Origin of the sequence: Pseudomonas sp. PDM20 (assembly GCF_014852575.3) — a bacterium.
GTDB lineage: Bacteria > Pseudomonadota > Gammaproteobacteria > Pseudomonadales > Pseudomonadaceae > Pseudomonas.
The window spans coordinates 5,852,475-5,870,690 of the sequence record NZ_CM181224.1; the positions used below are offsets into that span (position 1 = coordinate 5,852,475).

The following is an 18,216-nucleotide window of genomic DNA, read 5'->3' on the forward strand; positions in this document are numbered from 1 at the left end:
TGGGGCTCCTCAGCTCAGCCCTCTAGTTTAGCGGGAAGCACGCCGCCGCATGCTAAACTCCGCCGCGATTTTCCCTGTGGATACCCTATGGCCAAGCGTCACCTCACCCGCCGGCAGAGCTGGCGGATCGAAAAAGTCCAGGAAGAACGCGCCGCGCGCGCGGCGAAGCGCGAGTCGCGCGCCCTGGAAGAACTGGAAGGCGGCGACCTCGGCCCGGAACAGACCGGCCAGGTGATCGCCCACTTCGGTGTGCAGGTGGAAGTCGAGGCCCAGGACGGCGAAGCCGCCGGCCAGGTATTCCGCTGCCACTTGCGCGCCAACCTGCCGCCGCTGGTGACGGGCGACCAGGTGGTCTGGCGCCCCGGCAACCAGGGCATCGGCGTGATCGTCGCGCAGCTGCCGCGCACCTCCGAGCTGCGCCGCCCGGACATGCGCGGCGTGCTCAAGCCGGTGGCGGCCAACGTCGATCGCATCGTCATCGTCTTCGCGCCGCGCCCCGAGCCCCACGCCAACCTGATCGACCGCTACCTGGTGGCTGCCGAGCACGCGGGCATCAAGCCATTGCTGCTGCTGAACAAGGCTGACCTGATCGACGAGGAGAACGCCCCCTTCCTAGACTCGCTGCTGGGCACCTACCGCGAGCTGGGCTACCCGCTGCTGGAGGTCTCGGCCGCCAATGGCCTGGCGCTGGACGCCCTGCGCGCCGCGCTGAACGAGCACGTCAGCGTGTTCGTCGGGCAGTCCGGCGTGGGCAAGTCGTCGCTGGTGAATGCACTGCTGCCGGGCGTCGACACCCGCGTCGGCGACCTCTCGGAAGTCACCGGCAAGGGCACCCACACCACTACCACAGCACGGCTGTTCCACTTCCCCGCCGGCGGCGACCTGATCGACTCCCCCGGCATCCGCGAATTCGGCCTCGGCCATGTCAGCCGCGATGACGTGGAAGCGGGCTTCATCGAGTTCCACGACCTGCTCGGCCACTGCCGCTTCCGCGACTGCAAGCATGACCGCGAACCGGGCTGCGCGCTGCTCAAGGCGCTGGAAGACGGGCGCATCTCGCCGCAGCGGATGGCCAGCTACCGGCACATCCTCGCGAGCCTGCCGGAAGACGAGTACTAGCCCTTCCGACCTGTAGGAGCGGGCCATGCCCGCTCCTACAAATGCGAGCAGGGTGCAACGAAGAAGGCCAGCTTTTCAGCTGGCCTTCTGGTTTCTCACTGCTGCTTGTTCAGCTCGTCGAGCTTCAGCGTGCCGCCGTCGTCGAACAGGTTGAGCTTCTGCTTGAGCTGGTCAGGCGGCAGCGGATCGCCCGGCCCGGCCGCCGGCTTGGCCGGCGCACCGTTGGGTGCCGCCGCGCCCGGAGCTGCCGGAGCGGCGCCATCGACAGGCTTGTCAGCCCCGCCATCCTGGCCTTCGATAGCGCGCTGGGCCTTCTTGGTCAGGACGATGATGTCGATGCGGCGGTTCACCGGGTTGAGCGGCTTGTCGCGATCGAACAGCGCCGAGGAGGCGTAACCGACCACGCGGGCGATCTGGTCTTCCGGGTAACCGCCGGCTTCCAGCGCACGGCGCGCGGCGTTGGCGCGGTTGGCCGAGAGCTCCCAGTTGCCGAAATCGCCATTGCCCGCGTAGGGCTTGGCGTCGGTGTGGCCGCTGATGCTGATCTTGTTCGGCACTTGCTTGATGGTCTCGGCCAGCGCCAGCAGGATGTCCTCGAAGTACGGCTGCAGGCGCGCGCTGCCCAGGTCGAACATCGGCCGGTTGTCCGAGTCGACGATCTGGATGCGCAGGCCGTCCTGGGTGATTTCGAAGAGGATCTGGTCTTTGAAGCGCTTGAGGGTCGGGTTCTCGTCGACCTTGTTCTGCAGCTCCTGCAACAGCAGCTCCAGGCGCTCCTTCTCGACCTGCTCGGCGACGTCCTGGGCCTGTTGCTCGGTGATCTTGGCGTTCTCGTCCGGGTTGATCCGCGTCTCGTCGGCATCCGGCTGGGCCTGGATCTGCGGGTTCAGGGTCTTGTCCGGCGCCGGCGTCGGCGTGCCGCCCAGGTCGATGACGTAGGGACTGGCGCTCTCGGTGAAACCGATGGGGTCCTGGAAATAGCCGGAGATGGCCTTCTTCTGCTCCGGCGTGGCCGAAGACAGCAGCCAGAGTACGAGGAAGAACGCCATCATGGCGGTGGCGAAGTCGGCGAAGGCGATCTTCCAGCCACCGCCATGGTGGCCGGCGGCGTAGCGCTTGATGCGCTTGACGATGATCGGCTGGTTGTTATCCATGCGTCAGACGACCTATCAGCGACCGCGAACGGCCTGCTCCAGCTCGCTGAAGCTCGGGCGATGCGCCGGCAGCAGCACCTTGCGGCCGAATTCGACGGCCAGCGACGGCGGCATGCCGGAGGCGGAAGCCACCAGGCAGGCCTTGATCGATTCGTAGAGGTTCAGCTCTTCCTTGGCATCGTGCTCCAGGGCGTTGGCCAGCGGGCCGACGAAGCCGTAGGCGGCGAGAATACCGAGGAAGGTACCCACCAGCGCCGCGGCGACGTGGTGGCCGATCTCGGCCTGGCTGCCCTGGCCGAGCAGGGCCATGGTGATCACGATGCCCAGTACCGCCGCGACGATACCGAAGCCCGGCAGGGCGTCGGCCACGCGGGTCACCGCATGGGCCGGGTGTTCGAGGTCTTCCTTGAGGCTGCCCAGTTCCATGTCGAACAGGCCTTCCAGCTCGTGGGGGGCCATGTTGCCGGAGGACATGATGCGCAGGTAGTCGCAGACGTACGCGGTCATGCGTTCGTCCTTGAGCACCGCCGGGTACTTGCTGAAGATCGGGCTGGCGGCCGGGTCCTCGACGTCGGCTTCGATGGCCATCATGCCTTCGCGACGACTCTTGTTGAGCACTTCGTAGAGCATGCCCAGCACTTCCAGGTAGAAGGTGTGGGTGAAGCGGTTGCCGAACATCTTCGGCGCCTTCTTCAGCACGGTCATGAAGGTGCTGCCAGGGTTGGCCTGGAGGAACGCGCCCAGCGCGGCGCCGCCGATGATCAGCACCTCGAACGGCTGGATGATGGCCGCAATCTTGCCGCCGGAGAGCATGTAGCCGCCGAGCACGCTGGCCATGAGAACGATGATGCCGATGATTTTTGCCATGGGGACCGGACTGAAACGGTGAACAGAAAGGGAGGCATGTTTCCCGCCTCCCTGTTGTTATCGGAGATTTCGGGCAAGACTATAGGCCGAAAACACTAAAAACCAGTTCGGCGCCTCACGCATGTCAAAGCAAATGCTTCATCCAGAGCGTCTCAAGGCCTGGCTCGACCAGCTGGAAAATCTGCCTTTGCCGGTTCCGCTGGAGCAGCGCGATGACATTCGCCGTGCGTTGAACGATAGCCGGCGCTCGATCCGCGACATCGCCGACTTGCTGCAGGACGCGCCGACGCTGGCCTTCGCCATCCTGCGCGAAGCCAACCGCGCGCAGAGCGCCCGGGACAATCCGGCGGAAAGCCTGGAGGTCGCGCTCAACCGCCTGGGCCTGAGTCGCGCCAGCCAGTTGCTCGACAGCCTGCCCGCGGTGCCCCAAGCGCAGATGCCGCGCGCGCTGAGCCAGCTGCTGCTGATCAGCCGCCACGCCATGCAGCAGGCCAGCGGGCTGTTCGCCAACCGCCTGGCGCGGCTCTGGCAGGAAATCCACTGGGGCAGCCTGTTCACCCTGGCGCCGCTGTGGGCGCTGGCCACCGCCCGACCGGAGCTGATGGAGAACTGGCAGCGCCAGGTCTACGGTCTGGGCCGCTGCAGCAGCGAGGTCGAGGAAGAACTGCTCGGCACCCGCCTGCTACCACTGTGTCGCGCACTGGCCGACAGCTGGCGACTGCCGGACTGGGTCGGCCAGGGCTACGCCCTGCTCAGCGACGACAAGCGCCTGCTGGTGCGCGCCCTGCACGTCGCCCACACCGAACACGATGCACTGGGCCAGCAGCAGCGCCTGGACGCCGACCCGGAGCTGCAGCGCTGGCTGACCCGACCGGCCAACACCATTCTCCTCGCCAACAGCATCGCCATGGCCGCGCACCAGTCCTGGGGCGGCGTGCACATGCTGCGCTGGCAGCGCCTGACCAGCCTGTATCTTCAGATGCAGCTGCAAGAGCTGCAGCAGACCGTCCACGGCCTCGCCGCGCAGAGCGCCCGGCGTCACGCCCGGCCCCAGCTCTGGCATCCGGCCGAGGCGCTGCTCTGGCCCTGGGAGGCACGCCGCTGGCTCAACGGCCCGAAAGCCGAAGAGCCGGCCAAGGCGCCGGACACCCTGGCGCAATGGCGACAGCACTGCACCCGCCTGATGCAGACGCCCAGCCCGTTCGGCAACGCCGTGCAACTGCTCGACTGCGCCAGCGACGCGCTACAGGCCTGCGGGCTGCAACGCGGCATGATCCTGCTGGCCGACAAGGGCGGCAGCTGGCTGCAAGCGCGCCGGGACTTCGGCCTGGACGGCGAGGTCGGCGACTTCAAGCTGGAAGTCGCCGCCAGCCCGGTACTGCGCAAACTCCTGCAACAACCCGGTCAATTGCGCCTGAGCCCGACCAACATGGCCGAGTTCTCGGCGCTGATTCCCGGCGCGCTGAAGGCGCTGATCCCCAGCGAACACCTGCTGCTGCGCTCGCTGGGCAACGGCGCGCGAGTGGTCATGCTGGTCGTCTGCGACCGCAACGGCCAGCCGCTGGCGGACCTGCACGCCCAGGCCTTCGGCCGCACCGTGCAGTGCATCGAGCACGCGGTGAAGCAGATGGCGCGGGGCACCTGATCCGCGAAAGGTTTGCGCCCCGCCGCGTCCCCTTTAAACTAACCGCCCTCACGGGGTAGCCCAGGGCGCCTGCTCACGTTGCCTCCCCCCACCGTTCCCGCCGGGAGACCCCGACATGTCCGTCTTCTCCGCCCTGCCCCTGGTGATCGAACCGGCTGACCTCGCCAGCCGCCTCGACGCCCCCGAACTGATCCTGGTCGACCTGACCAGCGCCGCACGCTACGCCCAGGGCCACATCCCCGGCGCCCGCTTCGTGGCTCCGGCTCGCACCCAGCTGGGCGGGCCGGCACCGGGCCTGCTGCCGGCCAAGGCCGACCTGGAAGCACTGTTCGGCGAACTGGGCCACAACCCCGATGCCGTCTACGTGGTGTACGACGACGAAGGAGGCGGCTGGGCCGGCCGCTTCATCTGGCTGCTGGACGTGATCGGCCACCACCACTACCACTACGTCGACGGCGGCCTGCACGCCTGGCTCGCCGACGGCCTGCCGCTCTCCGAGGACGTCCCGGCAGCGGCCGGCGGCCCATTGCCGCTGACCCTGCACGACGAGCCCACGGCCACCCGCGAATACCTGCAGAGCCGCCTGGGCGCCGCCGACCTGGCCGTCTGGGACGCCCGCAATCCCAGCGAGTACAGCGGCCAGAAAGTCCTCGCCGCCAAGGCCGGCCACGTCCCCGGCGCCGTCAATTTCGAATGGACCGCCGGCATGGACCCGGCCCGCGCCCTGCGCATCCGTACCGATATGCCGCAGATCCTTGAGGACCTGGGCATCACCAAGGACAAGGAAGTGATCACCCACTGCCAGACCCACCACCGTTCCGGCTTCACCTACCTGGTGGCCAAGGCCCTCGGCTATCCGCGGGTCAAGGGCTACGCCGGTTCCTGGTCGGAATGGGGCAACCATCCCGACACCCCCGTAGAGGTTTAAGGAATGTCGTTCAAAGATCGTCTGTTCATCCTCGCCCAGTACCTGCTGCCGCATCACCTGCTGTCGCGCCTGATCGGCTGCGCCGCGGAGTGCCGCGCGCCCTGGTTCAAGGACCGCCTGATTCCCTGGTTCGCCCGTCGCTACCAGGTGGACATGCGCGAAGCCCAGGTCGAGGACCTGCGTGCCTACGAGCACTTCAACGCCTTCTTCACCCGCGCCCTCAAAGACGGCGCGCGTCCGCTGGACGAAAGCGCAGGCTCCGTGCTCTGCCCCGCTGACGGCGCCATCAGCCAGCTCGGCCCGATCGAGCACGGCCGCGTGTTCCAGGCCAAGGGCCACAGCTACAGCCTGATGGAACTGCTGGGCGGCGACGCCGAGCGCGCCGCGCCCTTCATGGGCGGCGAGTTCGCCACCGTCTACCTGTCGCCCAAGGACTACCACCGCGTGCACATGCCGCTGGCCGGCACCCTGCGCGAGATGGTCTACGTGCCGGGCCGCCTGTTCTCGGTGAACCAACTGACCGCCGAGCAGGTACCGGAACTCTTCGCCCGCAACGAGCGCGTGGTGTGCATCTTCGACACCGAGCGCGGGCCGATGGCCGTGGTCCTGGTCGGGGCGATGATCGTCGCCTCCATCGAGACCGTCTGGGCCGGCCTGGTCACTCCGCCCAAGCGCGAGCTGAAGTCCTTCTCCTACGACGAAGCTTCCCGCGCGCCGATCCACCTGGAGAAAGGCGCCGAGCTGGGCCGCTTCAAGCTGGGTTCCACCGCCATCGTGCTGTTCGGTCCGGAGCAGGTCAGCTGGGCGGAAAACCTAGCTGCCAGCACTGCCGTGCGCATGGGCGAGCGCCTGGGTGGCGCGCGCCAGGGCTGACGCCCGCCCTTATAAGGCGGGCGGCCAACGAGTCGCCCGCCAACGCTTTTCGCCTCATCGTGCCAATTCCCTGCCATGAAACGCTTTCTGCACCTGTTCGGCTGGCGGGCAAATGCCACCAGTCATCTGGAAAAATGGCTCTCCGCAATCGGAGCGCTGTGCGGCATCGCCGCCATTTACGCCGTCACCCACTGGGTCCTGCCCGGCGAAGCGGCCATCTGGGTCGTCGCCTCCATGGGCGCCAGCGCCGTGCTGCTGTTCGCCGTGCCCCATGGCGCGCTGTCGCAGCCCTGGGCCGTGCTTGGCGGCCAGGTCCTCTCGGCCATCGTCGGGGTGATCTGCCAGAAACTCTTTCCCGACCAGCCTTTCACCCCCGCCCTGGCCGTGGGCACGGCGATCCTGGTCATGCACTACGCGCGCTGCATCCACCCGCCGGGCGGCGCTACCGCGCTGGCCGCAGTCTCCGGCGGCCCGGCGGTGACCGCGCTGGGCTTCCACTACGTGCTCAGCCCGGTGCTGCTCAACGTGGTGCTGATTCTCCTCGTCGCCTTCCTGTTCAACGGGCTGTTCGCCTGGCGCCGCTACCCCGCGCCGCTGGCACGCCTGCCGGACTCGCCCAAGCTGCCGACCGGCCCGTCTCCGGAAGACCTCTACCACGCGCTGCGCAAGATGGATTCCTTCATCGACGTGCAGTTCGACGACCTGCTGAAAATCCTCCAGCTGGCCCAGGAGCACGCCCAGGCGCAGCGCCTGACTCCGGAAGATGTCCTGCTCGGCGCCAGCTACAGCAATGCCCTGAGCGGCGACGCCTGGGCCGTGCGCCAGGTGATCGACGACCATCCGGACAAGCGCGGCCGCCAGGACCAGGTGGTCTACAAGGTGGTGGCCGGCGCCGGCAAGGGCAACACCGGCGTCTGCCGCCGCCAGGACCTGCTCGACTGGGCTGCCCATCCGGTGATCGCCCAGGGCGACGGCTGGGTACGCAGCACGGCGCAGGACTCGGCGAAAAACGCCCTGCAACGGCAGATCAAAGGCGAAACACCGCTGGCGTGACCTGTCCGCGCACCATCCGGGCGATGGGCTGCGGTGGGCGACGGATGCTGCTAGAGTTCGGAAAAAGCCGACAGTTATGACCAACCGGTTCGTACAACGAGCCGGCTTGTGGAGAAACCATTCCCACCATGGACAACAGTCCCCAGCAGTTTCTACGTGTCCCCACCCCGACGCACGAGAGCCTGAGCTTCTGCAACGCCAACACGCGCGAGCTGAAAAACTGGCTGGATCACCTGCCCAAGGCCAACCTCGGCGAAACGGCACGCCAGCTCTACCAGGGGCTGATCGAACTCAACCAGCTCAAGCTGCCGGTCGAGACGCGTCTGCAATTGCTGGAACTGTTCCGCCCGGAAGTGCACTTCGTCTGCCATAACCTGGAACGCCACTTCCTCAACCAGTCCATCGTCCTGGACGAGCGTCCGCGCAAGGTTGCCAACCTCTGCCAGGCCCTGCAGAACCACCTCGCCATCGGCTACAAGCTGATCGTCGTGCGCGAAGCCTCGCGCTTCACCCGCGAACGCGCCCAGGTCATGACCGCCGCCATCCAGCGCGCCATCCGCAGCCTCTGCGGCCCGCTGGTGCGCGCCTCGCAGCTGTACTGCCCGGTGCCGGAGAACCTCTGGCTGGAGCTCCACCAGCTCTACCAGCTGGCCCGCCAGCACGGCCTGCAGAACACCCCGGTACGCGACGCGCTCGCCCGCCAGGCCCAGGGGCTGTCCATCGAACAGTCCTACCTGGTGGCGCTGATGCTCGGCTCGGCGCGCTGCAACCAGATGCGCCAGAACAACATCGCCCGCGTCGCCGAAGTCCTCGAAGGCTGGGCCGCGCAGGTGAAAGTGCAAGCCGCCGACGCGCCCTCCACCCTGTTCGTGGTGGTACCGCAGGTGGATGGCCCGCCGCGCTACCGCACCCTGTTCAAGGAAAGCGACCTCGCCGGCAGCCTGGGCATCGACCCGCAGCCGCTGGTGGACGTGATCCGCGAATACCTGCTTCTGCCGCCGGAAAACCGCGCACAGGCGCGCCTGAAGGTACCCGAGGGCGTCAGCGTCGACCTGCTGCAGCACCTCGCCGCAGCCTGGGGCGACATCGCCGAGCGCACCTTCCACCGCACCCCCGGCCAGGGCCAGCTGACCCTGTGCATTGGCATGAGCGCCCTGCACTACTTCCTCGCCGGTCGCAAGAACTTCAATGACCTGCTGAAAATCCAGGTGCAGGAGCAGATACCGACCTTCAAGGCCGATGTGAAAGACGCCTGGTCCGGCGCCTTCGATGCGCAGAAGGTCAACGACTGGCAGCCCGGCATGCCACTGGAGGAAATCGAGTACACCGCGCCGCGTACCACCGACGACGCCAGCCTGGGCCTCGGCCTGGGGGGCACCGCGGAAATCCCCCGCGACGACTATCCGGTGTACACCCTGAGCATCGTCAACCACAGCCCCGGCGGCTACTGCCTGACCTGGCCCAAAGACATTCCCAGCCAACTGCAGGCCGGCGAGTTGCTTGGCATCCAGGACACCCCGGAGCACAGCTGGAGCGTCGCCGTGGTGCGCTGGATCCGCCAGGTCCGCGGCGGCGGCACGCAGATGGGTATCGAACTGATTGCCCCGCTCGCCCAGCCCTGCGGCCTGCAACTGCTGCGCAAGACCGAACAGGGCAGCCAGTACCTGCGCGCCCTGCTATTGCCGGAGATCGCTGCGATTTCCCGTCCGGCCACCGTCATCACCCCGCGCCTGCCCTTCCAGGAAGGCAACCGCGTGCAGCTCAACCTGCACGGGGAGGAACGCCGCGCTACGCTGACGCGCAAGGTCACCGCCACCGCCAGCTTCACGCAGTTCGAATACCAGGCACAGGATGCAGCCGGCGCACCGAGCGATAAGCCCATCACAGCCCCGAACGCTCGCGGCCCTGGCGGGGAGGAAGACTTTGACTCGCTGTGGAAGTCTCTGTAGATTCCGGGGACTTCCCTTTCGTCGCCTTTTTGCTGCCGTCCAGCGCGGTATAAGCAGCCTTCCTCATGGCCAATGAAAAGAAAACCATCCGCCTGCTGATCCTGGAAGACTCGCAGAACGAAGCCGAGCGCCTGGTCAGCCTGTTCCGCAACGCCGGTCGTGCGACCCGCGTCCACCGCATCACCTCCAGCGAAGACCTGACGGACATCCTGCCGCAGGGCTGGGACCTGCTGATCGCAGCCCCCGAAGCCGAGGCGCTGGACCCGAGCGAAGCGCTGGGCGCCATTCGCCGCCAGGCCAAGGACATTCCCTTCATCCAACTGGTCAACGGCAATGACTCCGACGCCGTGACCGAAGCCCTGGCCCTCGGCGCTCAGGATGCCCTGCCGCAAGGCGAGGACGAGCGCCTGATCCTGGTCGCCAACCGCGAGCTGGCCAACCTCGAGGAACGCCGCGCCCGCCGCTCCGCCGAAGTCGCCCTGCGCGAAGCGGAGAAGCGCTGCCAGCTGCTGCTGGACAGTTCGGTGGATGCCATCACCTACGTCCACGACGGCATGCACATCTACGCCAACCGCGCCTATGTCGGCCTGTTCGGCTACGAGGACGCCGAGGAACTCGAAGGCATGCCGATGATCGACCTGATCGCCGGCTGCGACCAGGCCAACTTCAAGGATTTCCTCAAGGGCTATCAGACCACCGAGGACAACGCCGATCTCGCCTGCAGCGGCATCCGCAGCGACGGCCAGGCCTTCGCCGCGCGCATGACCTTCTCGCCCGCCACCTACGACGGCGAGCCGTGCATCCAGGTGGTGATCCGCGCCGAGTCCGACAACGCCCAGCTCGAGGAAAAACTCCGCGAAGTCAGCAGCCAGGACCTGGTCACCGGCCTGTACAACCGCGCCCACTTCCTCGACCTGATGGACAGCGCCGTGGAGCGCGCGGTGACCGCCGGCCAGCCGGCCACCTTCGCCTACATGCAGCTCGACCGCGCCCAGGCGCTGCAATTGGACCTGGGCGTCGCCAGCATCGACCTGCTGCTGGCGGACCTGGGCAACCTGTTGCGCGGGCAGTTCCCCGAACCGGCCCAACTGGCGCGCCTGAGCGATGATGTATTCGCCGTGCTGCTGCCCGGCGAAGCCCCGGAGCACTCCGCACCGCGCTTCAACGCGCTGCTGAAGAAAATCGAAGGCCACCTGTTCGACATCCATGGCCGCAGCGCCCAGGTCACCCTGTCCATCGGCACGGCCGGGCTGGACGAGAAGACCACCCGCGCCCAGGAAGTCATCGAACGCGCCCACCGCGGCGCCGACGAGGTCGCGCAGAAGAACGGCAACGGTCTGAAGGTCTTCAACCCGGCCGATGAACTGGCCGCCGCCGCCTACCGTGGCGATATCAGCGCGATCATCCGCCAGGCGCTGGAGCAGAACAGCTTCCGCCTGCTGTTCCAGCCGATCATCAGCCTGCGCGGCGACACCCACGAACACTATGAAGTGCTGCTGCGCCTGCTCAACCCGCAGGGCGAGGAAGTGCCACCAGCTGACTTCCTCAACGCCGCCAAGGCCAGCGGCCTGGCCGAGAAGATCGACCGCTGGGTGCTGCTCAACTCCATCAAGCTGCTCTCCGAGCACCGCGCCAAGGGACACGAGACCAAACTCTTCGTGCACCTCTCCAGTTCCAGCCTGCAGGACCCTGAGCTGCTCCCGTGGCTGAGCGTGGCACTCAAGGCTTCGCGCCTGCCGGCCGACGCCCTGATCATCCAGATCAGCGAACCGGACGCCATCGCCTTCCTGCGCCAGGCCAAGGTGCTGAGCCAGGGCCTGGCCGAGCTGCACTGCCAGATCGCGCTGTGCCAGTTCGGCTGTGCGCTCAACCCGTTCAACACGCTCAAGCACATGAACGTCGACTTCGTGAAGGTCGACGGCTCCTACGTGCAGGACCTGAACGTCCCGGAGAACCAGGAAAACCTGAAGACCCTGATGGCCAGCCTGCACGCCCAGGCCAAGCTGACCATCGTGCCCATGGTGGAAAGCGCCACCGCGCTGGCCACCCTATGGCAGGCCGGCGCCAACTACATCCAGGGCCGCTACCTGCAGGGGCCGAGCCAGGCGATGGACTACGACTTCGCTTCGGACGAGTGATTCCGACCGGCAGAAACAAGAAAGCCGCCCCAAGGGGCGGCTTTTTCATTCCGACGTCGATCAGCGCAGGTCAGGCGCCTTCGCGGTCACGGAAGCCGAGCAGGTACAGGATGCCATCCAACCCGAGGGTGGAGATCGCCTGCTTGGCCGACTGCTTGACCAGCGGCTTGGCGCGGAACGCCACGCCCAGGCCGGCCAGGCCAAGCATCGGCAGGTCGTTGGCGCCGTCGCCCACGGCAATCGTCTGCTCCAGTTGCAGTCCTTCCTTCGCCGCCAGTTCGCGCAGCAGGTCGGCCTTGCGCTGAGCGTCGACGATGGGCTCGATGGCCACGCCGGTCAGTTTGCCGTCGACGATCTGCAGCTCGTTGGCGAATACATAGTCGATGCCCAGCTTCGCCTGCAGCTGCTTGGCGAAGTAGCTGAAGCCACCGGAAAGAATGGCCGTCTTGTAACCCAGGCGCTTGAGTTCGGCGAACAGGGTTTCGGCGCCCTCCGTCAGGCGCAGCGAGGCACCGATCTCTTCCAGCACATCCTCGGAGAGGCCCTGCAGCAGCGCCAGGCGCTCCTTGAAGCTGGCACGGAAGTCCAGCTCACCACGCATGGCACGCTCGGTGATCTCGGACACCTGCTCGCCGACACCGGCAGCCTTGGCCAGCTCGTCGATCACTTCGGCCTCGATCAGCGTCGAGTCCATATCGAACACCGCCAGCCGACGATTGCGGCGGAACACCGAGTCCTGCTGGAAGGCGATGTCGACGTTCAGCTCCTGGGCCACGCTGAGGAACTCGGCGCGCAGGGCAGCCGGATCGGCAGGCTCGCCACGCACGGAGAATTCGATGCAGCCCTTGCCCTCGTCGGCCGGCATATCCAGCGGCATGCGCCCGGACAGGCGATCGATCTGGTCGATGTTCAGGCCGTACTTGGCGGTGATCGAGCTGACCCGCTGCAACTGCTCGGCGGTCACCCGGCGAGTCAGCAGGGTGACGATGTGGCGGGGCTTGCCCTGGCCACCGACCCACTGGCGGTAGTCGTCTTCGGAGACCGGCGTGAAGCGCACCTGCTGGTCGAGCTTGTAGGCCGTGAACAGCACGTCCTTGAGCACCGACGAGGCCCGCTCGTTATCCGGGATTTCCACCAGGATGCCGAAGGACAGGGTGTCGTGGATCACCGCCTGGCCGATATCGAGGATGTTCACGCCACCCTGCGCCAGGACGCCGGTAATGGCCGCGGTGAGGCCGGGGCGGTCTTCCCCGGTGATGTTGATCAGGACGATCTCGCGCAAGGCGCTGTCTCCGCCATGGAAAAAAGGCGGTCATTCTACCTGCTTTCACTGCCTGCGGATGCTCCGCTCGCCCGCCTGCCCACTGATCAGCAGACGGCACCACCGATCGGAATGCACCACAGATCGACGCGCCGCGCCGACTTTCGCCGCCTTGACAGCGCCTGCGGCGCTTTGCCCCCCGGTAGGGCCTCGTTATACTGCCCCGCATCTGCCCTAAAGAAGACCGAGCCCGCTGTGACCCGGCCCACCTCCGTCAAGCCCGACAATTTCTTCCTGCTGCTCTTCCACGCCCTGCGCCAGCGCCGCGTGCCGATTGCCCTGCGCATCGCTGTCCACAGCTTGCTGCTGGTGGCCACGGCCCTGGTGATCTACGCCTGCGTGATGGGCCTGCAGTTCAAGCAGGCCATGCAGCAGCAGGCCGACGCCCTTGGCCAGAGCCTGACCACGCAGACCGCGCAGTCAGCCACCGAGTTGCTGGTGTCCAACGACATCCTCAGCCTCAACGTGCTGCTCAACAACCTGACCAAGAACCCGCTGGTGGCCCACGCGGCCATCTACAGCGTGGACAACCGCATCCTTGCCGAATCCGGCACGCGGCCCAAGCAGGGCCTGCTGGGAGACGCCGAAGGCCTGTACTCCACGCCCATCACCTTCCAGGAAGTGATCGCCGGCCACCTGCGCATCAGCCTCGACATGCACCAGTTCGAGCAGCCGATGACGGTCAGCCTGCAGAGCATGGGGCTGATCAGCCTGATCCTGTTGCTGCTCACCCTGACCTTCGGTCTGCGCCTGGGCCGGCAGATTTCCACACCACTGTTACAACTTCGCGTCTGGCTGCGCGACCCGGACGACAGCGCGCCGGGTGCCGGCCTGCAGAACGAGATCGGCGACCTTGCCCGCCAGCTGCAAGCTCGCCTGGCGCCGGAGAAGCCGCCGGCCCCCGAGCCGGTGGTCAGTGCCCCTGCGCCGCGCCCGAAAGCGCCGGCCAAGGCTGCCAAGCCCGCCGCCAAGGAGCCGTCTCTGGAAGCCGCCGGCACCGCCGAAGAACACGAATTCGACGAGAACATCTTCTCCGACGACGAACTGCTCGCCCCCGCCGCGCGCCGCAAGGCTGACACGGATGAGGACTTCCCCGAGGAAGAGTTCGAGGCGGCGACGGAGGAGGAAGCCGAAGACGAGATCGGCGTCGAAGAAGAACCTGAAGCCGAGCCGGAGCCGGTTTCCGCCGGCACCAGCGCCGTGCTGGCCGTGCAACTGGGCGCCCAGGAACAGCTGCGCCGCCTGCCGCGTGCCCGTCTGGTCGACCTGCTGCAGCGCTACCGCGACTGCCTGGAGCAGGCCGCGCGCCTGTACAAGGGCACGCTCTACACCCTCAGCGACGGTGGCAGCCTGATCCTCTTCCACAGTCGCGACCAGGACGAGGAATTCCTCACCAATGCCCTGTGCTGCGGCGAGCTGATGCGTGCCCTGGGCCATGCCCTGCAGATCGAGGTGGCCGACAGCGGCATCACCCTGCAACTGCAACTGGGCCTGGTGCTGGGCGAGGACGTCGCCGACCTGGAACAGGCCGAGCTGCTGCAGGACGCTTCCGCCCAGGATGCCCTGGCCCTGAGCCAGCACAGCCGCAACCTGCTGCTGGTGGAGAAATCCATCGGCGACGATGAAAAAGTCCGCGAGCGCGCACGTATTCGTCCTATCGCCAGTCCGGAAAATGCCTGCTGCGTGGAATGGCTGAAGGAACCTTATCCTTCCATGCTCGAACGCCAGCTGTCGCGCATGCGCGCCCTGCGCACCACCTGACCCCCACGCCAGGCCCCTCGTGGAAAGGATTCCATGACCACCCTGATTACCCACCCCCTGCCCGCACTCGCCGTGGGTCTTGCGCTCGGCTCGCGCTTCATCCCGCCGCGCCTGCTGCTGGCCGGCATGCTCGCCGCCTGCCTGCCCGACCTCGATGTGGTCGCCTTCAAGCTGGGCATTGCCTACAACGACGCCTTCGGCCATCGCGGCTTCAGCCATTCCCTGCTGTTCGCGGCGTGCATGGGGGTGCTCGGGGCGCTGTGCTGCCGCCTGCTGGGCAGCGGCCCGCTGAAGGCCGGCCTGTGGGTGGGACTCGCCACCGCGTCGCACAGTGTGCTGGATGCGATGACCGACGGCGGCCTGGGCGTCGCCTGGTTCTGGCCGTGGAGCGATCAGCGCTACTTCCTGCCGCTGCACCCCATCGAAGTCTCGCCCATCGGCCTGTCGCGCTTCCTCAGCCCACGCGGGCTGGAGGTACTGATCTCGGAGGCGCGCTGGGTCTGGCTGCCCTGCCTGGGCGTGGCGCTGGGCGGTATCGGCCTGCGCCACGCCCTGCGGCGCAACGACTGACTCAGCGCTTGCCCAGCTGCACCTGAAGCTGCTCCAGTAACGGCGCCTGCGTGCTCGGCAAAGGCAGCTGCGCGGTGTAGCCCTGGAAGCTGCTGAACCGCGCCTGGTAATCCAGCTCGATGTGGAAGCGGTTGTCCCAACCGGGAGAGTCCTCCGGCATCAGTTGATCGCAATCCTGCAGGGCCTGCGGTGTCGCGCAGGGCTTGTAGGCCTGCGGGTAGACCTGACGCTTCCACAGCACCCAGGGCGACAGCGACAAACCGGCGAGGCTGTTGCGCCGCAGGTCCAGCTCCAGCAGCTGCAGCAGGCCGTTACCGCCCAGGTACTGGTGCTGGTAGTCGACCATCACCATGTCCACGCTGTGCCCCAGGTCGTTGAGCATCCGCGTGTGCGCTGCGCCGTCGGCATGGGCGTTCAGGGTGAGGAAGACCTGATCGTTACGGCGAATCAGCCGGTCCCACAGCAGTGCGCCGCTGGCGTTGTCTTCGCGGGACAGCTCCGCCACGCCTCCGGCGCTGCGCCGCAGGATGCTGTGCGAGGCGAGAATCACCGGCACATGGGGATGCTCGTCGATGACCTTCTGCGCCCACGTCAGGGTGGCCTCGGAGGGGCTCCAGTCCAGCGCCAGCAGCAGGAACGACTGGCCGTAGCGCTGGAACAGGTGCACCTGGCTCAGGCCCTTGGGGTCGCTGCCGACGTAGGTACTCTGCCAGGCGGCGCGCTCGGGACCGAAGTGATCCGCGAAGCGGTCGAGGAAGGAGCGACGGTCATCCGTGCTGGCCTCTTCGTGTACGTCACGTTCGCCCGTGGCGATGCTATAGGGCACGCCGCGCTCCTCCAGCGTGCGCATGGCGCCGCTGGCGGTCTGCCACTGGGTGGCGACACCGGCGTTTTCCACCACGTCGCCCAGGTGCACCACCAGCGGGACCTGCAGTACCTCGGCGTACTTGGCCAGCCAGAAAGTCTGCGCGAAGAACGCCAGCGCCGGCTGGTACGGCAGGTCGGGGAAGCGCTGTTCGCTGCGGAACAGGTGACGCTTGCGGTGATTGTTCTCCGCGTAGAACTGGGTATCGGGCAACAAGGGCAGCACGAAGCTGCCGCCGCCGGAGGCGATCTCCAGCGCTGGCAAGGGGTGCTGGCGGAAGAACGCCTGGTCCCGCTCGACCACATCCTGGGTATCGGAATCGCCGCAGCCGCCCAGCAACAGGCAGCCGGCAAGCAAGGGTGTCAGTGCTTTCATCACGGCTTGGAGCCCACTCCGGGAAGGCGCAGCAGGCGGAAGGTTTCCTTGTCGAAACTGCCTTCGAACAACAGCTGGGAGGCCGCCGGCAGGGTGGCGGCTACGCGCTCGGCATCGCGCGCCTGGATCATCAGGTAGAACGGGCCGCCCTGCGCCGCCAACTGCTCAGGGCGGTCGAGGAACAGCGGCTTCAGGTCGCGGTCGAGGTTGACCATCAGCTTGATCGCCTGCGCGTCCGGCGCCATGCCATAGAGCGCCAGGGGTGCGGGCTGTGCGTCGAGCTGGCGCAGCACCTCGCGGGAAAACGCCTGGCTGTCGTACAGACGGTGCTCCATCGGTTCGAAGACCAGGATGTAGCCGGCCCAAAGCGCGAGCGCGGCACCCAGTGCCAGTGCTGGCGGACGTCGCCAGCGCAGTGCACCGAAAACCAGCAGCGCGGCGAGCGCCGCGATGCAGGCCGGCAGACGCCAGCCCAGCGCGGCAAGGTCCTGCGGATAACGCTTCCAGGCCAGCCACAACCCCGCCAGCAACAGGACCGGCAAGGCCAGCCACAGCACTCGCAGCAAGCCGCGCAGCACCTGCGCCAGGCGGCTGCCGGCGACCATGAACGGGTAGCTGGCAATAATGGCGGCCAGCGGCGCCAGCGCGATGATGTAGCGGGCCTTCTTGGCCTGCGGCACCGACAGCCCGGCCACGACCACCAGCGCCGCCAGGGCGCAGCCCGCTACCAGGCGGAACGCCGGCTCGCGGCGACGCTGCCAGAGCAGCGCTAGCGCCGGCAGCGCCAACGGGAAGGCCAGTGCGTAGTTGCCCAGGGAACTGCGGAAGTAATACAGCGCATCGCTGGAGCCGGCGGAGCCGTCCAGACGACCGATCACCTGCATCTGCAGGACGTCCTGGACGAAGGCTTCGCCACCCGCCGAGCGCGCCAGGGCAACCAGCGCGAAGACGCATAGGATCAGCAGCGCCAGCGCGCTCGCCGAGAAGGCGAATAGTGGCTTCCAGCGCCGGTCCAGCAGCAACTGGCTACACACCATGCCCGCCGGCACCACCAGCCCCAATGGGCCGCGCAACGCGAAACCGGCCAGCAGCAACGGCAGCAGGCGCAGCAGCAGGCCCGGCAGGCCATGGCGCTCGGCATGGAAGGCAACGTAGAAAGCCAGCAGGCCGACGGCAGCCACCATCAGGTCAAGGGACACGGCCCGCGTTTCGCTGACGAAGGTGGCCGTCAGCAGCAGCATCGCCACGCTGACCAGCGCCCAGGAGCGCGAGAACGGAGCCACCAGGCGATACACAACGCCGGTGCAGACCGCCCCGGCCAGCGCGGTGGGCAGCCAGGCGGTGAATTCGGTGACCCGCCCCAGTGGCAGCGAGAGCAGGTAGGTCAGGAAGGTCGAGGTGGCCGGATAGTCCGGATAGGGCGCGCCGTAGGTGGTCGGGAACCAGCCCGGCCCGTGGCGCAGCATTTCGCGCGCAAACAACACGAAACGCGAGTCGAAGCCGACGAAGGCATCGCCCTGCACACCGAGCAGGAACAGCACCAGCGCCGCCAGCATCACGCAAAGCGTCTGACGACTCAGGGCGGATTCCGCCTGAAC

General features: G+C 67.2%; 14 protein-coding genes. 9 read left to right on the forward strand and 5 right to left on the reverse strand.

Features of this window, described 5'->3' with window-relative positions; translation table 11 throughout:
- Positions 1 to 87 precede the first annotated feature (87 nt).
- Positions 88 to 1,119: a small ribosomal subunit biogenesis GTPase RsgA gene (gene rsgA, locus IB261_RS27010; protein WP_081515525.1), complete on the forward strand. Its 1,032-nt coding sequence runs from the start codon at positions 88 to 90 to the stop codon at positions 1,117 to 1,119.
- A gap of 95 nt (positions 1,120 to 1,214) precedes the next feature.
- Here the strand turns inward: rsgA and motB are convergent, their stop codons facing one another.
- Positions 1,215 to 2,273, reverse strand: coding sequence for a flagellar motor protein MotB (gene motB / locus IB261_RS27015; RefSeq protein ID WP_081515524.1), 1,059 nt, complete (start codon positions 2,271 to 2,273; stop codon positions 1,215 to 1,217).
- Between the two features lie 15 nt (positions 2,274 to 2,288).
- Positions 2,289 to 3,140, reverse strand: a complete 852-nt coding sequence (motA, locus tag IB261_RS27020; protein WP_081515523.1) for a flagellar motor stator protein MotA — start codon at positions 3,138 to 3,140, stop codon at positions 2,289 to 2,291.
- A gap of 133 nt (positions 3,141 to 3,273) precedes the next feature.
- On the opposite strand from motA, the gene IB261_RS27025 reads away from it, so the two are divergent.
- The 6 genes from IB261_RS27025 (at position 3,274) to IB261_RS27050 (ending at position 11,726) form a co-directional block, all read left to right on the forward strand.
- Positions 3,274 to 4,785 (forward strand): HDOD domain-containing protein, encoded by a 1,512-nt coding sequence (locus IB261_RS27025; RefSeq protein ID WP_192383731.1) that lies wholly within the window; start codon positions 3,274 to 3,276, stop codon positions 4,783 to 4,785.
- Between the two features lie 115 nt (positions 4,786 to 4,900).
- A complete protein-coding gene (gene rhdA / locus IB261_RS27030; RefSeq protein WP_192225226.1) occupies positions 4,901 to 5,713 on the forward strand; it encodes a thiosulfate sulfurtransferase in 813 nt (270 codons plus the stop codon).
- Positions 5,714 to 5,716: 3 nt separating this feature from the next.
- Positions 5,717 to 6,586 (forward strand): archaetidylserine decarboxylase, encoded by an 870-nt coding sequence (asd, locus tag IB261_RS27035; RefSeq protein ID WP_192383730.1) that lies wholly within the window; start codon positions 5,717 to 5,719, stop codon positions 6,584 to 6,586.
- A 75-nt stretch (positions 6,587 to 6,661) separates the two neighbouring features.
- Entirely contained in the window at positions 6,662 to 7,639 is a 978-nt protein-coding gene (locus IB261_RS27040) for an HPP family protein (RefSeq protein WP_192383729.1), read from the forward strand.
- Positions 7,640 to 7,767: 128 nt separating this feature from the next.
- Positions 7,768 to 9,588, forward strand: coding sequence for a cyclic-di-GMP receptor FimW-related protein (locus tag IB261_RS27045; RefSeq protein WP_192383728.1), 1,821 nt, complete (start codon positions 7,768 to 7,770; stop codon positions 9,586 to 9,588).
- Between the two features lie 65 nt (positions 9,589 to 9,653).
- Complete coding sequence (locus IB261_RS27050; RefSeq protein ID WP_192383727.1) at positions 9,654 to 11,726, forward strand: EAL domain-containing response regulator; 2,073 nt, start codon at positions 9,654 to 9,656, stop codon at positions 11,724 to 11,726.
- Between the two features lie 70 nt (positions 11,727 to 11,796).
- On the opposite strand, the gene serB is transcribed toward IB261_RS27050, so the two are convergent.
- The gene (gene serB, locus IB261_RS27055) at positions 11,797 to 13,008 is read right to left on the reverse strand and encodes a phosphoserine phosphatase SerB (protein ID WP_138524114.1); all 1,212 of its coding nucleotides are present in this window, start codon (positions 13,006 to 13,008) and stop codon (positions 11,797 to 11,799) included.
- 234 nt (positions 13,009 to 13,242) lie between these two features.
- Between serB and IB261_RS27060 the strand changes: the two genes are divergently transcribed.
- Together IB261_RS27060 and IB261_RS27065 are read left to right on the forward strand one after the other, a co-directional pair.
- Positions 13,243 to 14,808: an AhpA/YtjB family protein gene (locus tag IB261_RS27060; RefSeq protein WP_081515515.1), complete on the forward strand. Its 1,566-nt coding sequence runs from the start codon at positions 13,243 to 13,245 to the stop codon at positions 14,806 to 14,808.
- 33 nt (positions 14,809 to 14,841) lie between these two features.
- Positions 14,842 to 15,378: a metal-dependent hydrolase gene (locus IB261_RS27065; RefSeq protein WP_151188502.1), complete on the forward strand. Its 537-nt coding sequence runs from the start codon at positions 14,842 to 14,844 to the stop codon at positions 15,376 to 15,378.
- Position 15,379: 1 nt separating this feature from the next.
- Here IB261_RS27065 and IB261_RS27070 read toward each other — a convergent pair whose 3' ends face one another.
- Together IB261_RS27070 and IB261_RS27075 are read right to left on the reverse strand one after the other, a co-directional pair.
- Entirely contained in the window at positions 15,380 to 16,618 is a 1,239-nt protein-coding gene (locus IB261_RS27070; RefSeq protein ID WP_192225220.1) for a metallophosphoesterase family protein, read from the reverse strand.
- The gene (locus tag IB261_RS27075) at positions 16,618 to 18,174 is read right to left on the reverse strand and encodes an ArnT family glycosyltransferase (RefSeq protein ID WP_192383849.1); all 1,557 of its coding nucleotides are present in this window, start codon (positions 18,172 to 18,174) and stop codon (positions 16,618 to 16,620) included. Before IB261_RS27075 ends, IB261_RS27070 begins: the two co-directional genes overlap by 1 nt.
- Between the last annotated feature and the right edge of the window lie 42 nt (positions 18,175 to 18,216).

Coding starts and splice junctions, on each gene's coding strand:
- rsgA (WP_081515525.1), top strand. CDS start 88: ATGGCCAAGCGTCACCTCACCCGCCGGCAGAGCTGGCGGATCGAAAAA.
- motB (WP_081515524.1), bottom strand. CDS start 2,273: ATGGATAACAACCAGCCGATCATCGTCAAGCGCATCAAGCGCTACGCC.
- motA (WP_081515523.1), bottom strand. CDS start 3,140: ATGGCAAAAATCATCGGCATCATCGTTCTCATGGCCAGCGTGCTCGGC.
- IB261_RS27025 (WP_192383731.1), top strand. CDS start 3,274: ATGCTTCATCCAGAGCGTCTCAAGGCCTGGCTCGACCAGCTGGAAAAT.
- rhdA (WP_192225226.1), top strand. CDS start 4,901: ATGTCCGTCTTCTCCGCCCTGCCCCTGGTGATCGAACCGGCTGACCTC.
- asd (WP_192383730.1), top strand. CDS start 5,717: ATGTCGTTCAAAGATCGTCTGTTCATCCTCGCCCAGTACCTGCTGCCG.
- IB261_RS27040 (WP_192383729.1), top strand. CDS start 6,662: ATGAAACGCTTTCTGCACCTGTTCGGCTGGCGGGCAAATGCCACCAGT.
- IB261_RS27045 (WP_192383728.1), top strand. CDS start 7,768: ATGGACAACAGTCCCCAGCAGTTTCTACGTGTCCCCACCCCGACGCAC.
- IB261_RS27050 (WP_192383727.1), top strand. CDS start 9,654: ATGGCCAATGAAAAGAAAACCATCCGCCTGCTGATCCTGGAAGACTCG.
- IB261_RS27065 (WP_151188502.1), top strand. CDS start 14,842: ATGACCACCCTGATTACCCACCCCCTGCCCGCACTCGCCGTGGGTCTT.
- IB261_RS27070 (WP_192225220.1), bottom strand. CDS start 16,618: ATGAAAGCACTGACACCCTTGCTTGCCGGCTGCCTGTTGCTGGGCGGC.
- IB261_RS27075 (WP_192383849.1), bottom strand. CDS start 18,174: ATGCTGGCGGCGCTGGTGCTGTTCCTGCTCGGTGTGCAGGGCGATGCC.